The organism is Candidatus Paracaedibacter symbiosus, from assembly GCF_000757605.1.
Classification (GTDB): domain Bacteria; phylum Pseudomonadota; class Alphaproteobacteria; order Paracaedibacterales; family Paracaedibacteraceae; genus Paracaedibacter_A; species Paracaedibacter_A symbiosus.
Genome location: NZ_JQAK01000038.1, coordinates 2498 through 3542 on the forward strand (window position 1 = coordinate 2498; position 1045 = coordinate 3542).

1 protein-coding gene and 1 pseudogene are annotated in these 1045 nt (G+C 69.9%); one reads left to right on the top strand and one right to left on the bottom strand.

Features of this window, described 5'->3' with window-relative positions; translation table 11 throughout:
* Positions 1-472 (bottom strand): Lrp/AsnC family transcriptional regulator (locus tag IG80_RS14505; RefSeq protein WP_075553260.1); only part of this gene is annotated, 472 nt, incomplete at its 3' end.
* 126 nt (positions 473-598) lie between these two features.
* Between IG80_RS14505 and IG80_RS14510 the strand changes: the two are divergent.
* A pseudogene (locus IG80_RS14510) lies at positions 599-1045 on the top strand (phenylalanine 4-monooxygenase); the annotation flags it as partial.

Genomic DNA, 1045 nt, shown 5'->3' on the forward strand with positions numbered 1-1045 from the left:
CCGCCAGCGGCAGCCCGCGGAACGTCTTCACCGTGCGCAGCACGAAGCTGGAATTGACGTCGGCCACGCCGGCGTCGTTGAGCAGGCGGTCGAGCAGGAAGCGGGAGAAGTGCTCCAGGTCCTGGACGTAGACGTGCAGCAGGTAGTCCATGTCGCCGGTCAGGGCATGGCAGGCGACGACTTCGTCCCATTCCTGCACGCGGGCGACGAAGTGCTCGATGCGGTGGGCACCGTGCTTCTCCAGCTGCACCCGGACGAAGGCCTGCAGGCCCAGGCCCAGCGCCTGCGGGTCCAGCCTGGCGGCGTAGCCGGCGACCACGCCGGCCGATTCCAGCCGCTGGATGCGGCGCAGGCAGGCCGAGGGCGACAGGTTCACCCGGCCGGCCAGCTCGGCGTTGGCGGCGCGGCCGTGCTGCTGCAGCAGGGCCAGCAGGCGCAGATCGGTGCGGTCCAGCTCGACGGTGGCGGTCATTGTTGCCTTGCAGCAGTGGTTTGACGCAAGAACATTGCGCCAATGCCCCGTGTGCCTGCAACTTCGCAACCCGATTGCGCGGGATCGGGCCTAGGCTGGGGCCTGGTCCCCGATGAGCCCGCCGCCATGGCCGAAGCCACCGCCAGCGCCCGCCGCGTTGAACACCAGCACACCGAGAAGGGCTACGTCCCGGTCTACACCACCGCCGTGGTCGAGCAGCCGTGGCACGGCTACAGCGCCGACGACCATGCGACCTGGGGTGCGCTCTACGAACGCCAGCGGGCGCTGCTGGTGGGCCGGGCCTGCGACGAGTTCCTGCAGGCGCAGGACGCGATGGGCATGGACGCGCGCGCCATCCCGCGCTTCGACCAGCTCAACGAAGTCCTCGGCGCGGCCACCGGCTGGACCCTGGTCGGGGTGGAGGGCCTGCTGCCGGAGCTGGATTTCTTCGACCACCTGGCCCACCGCCGCTTCCCGGTGACCTGGTGGATCCGGCGCCCGGAGCAGATCGACTACATCGCCGAACCCGACCTGTTCCACGACCTGTTCGGCCACGTGCCGCTGCTGATGAAT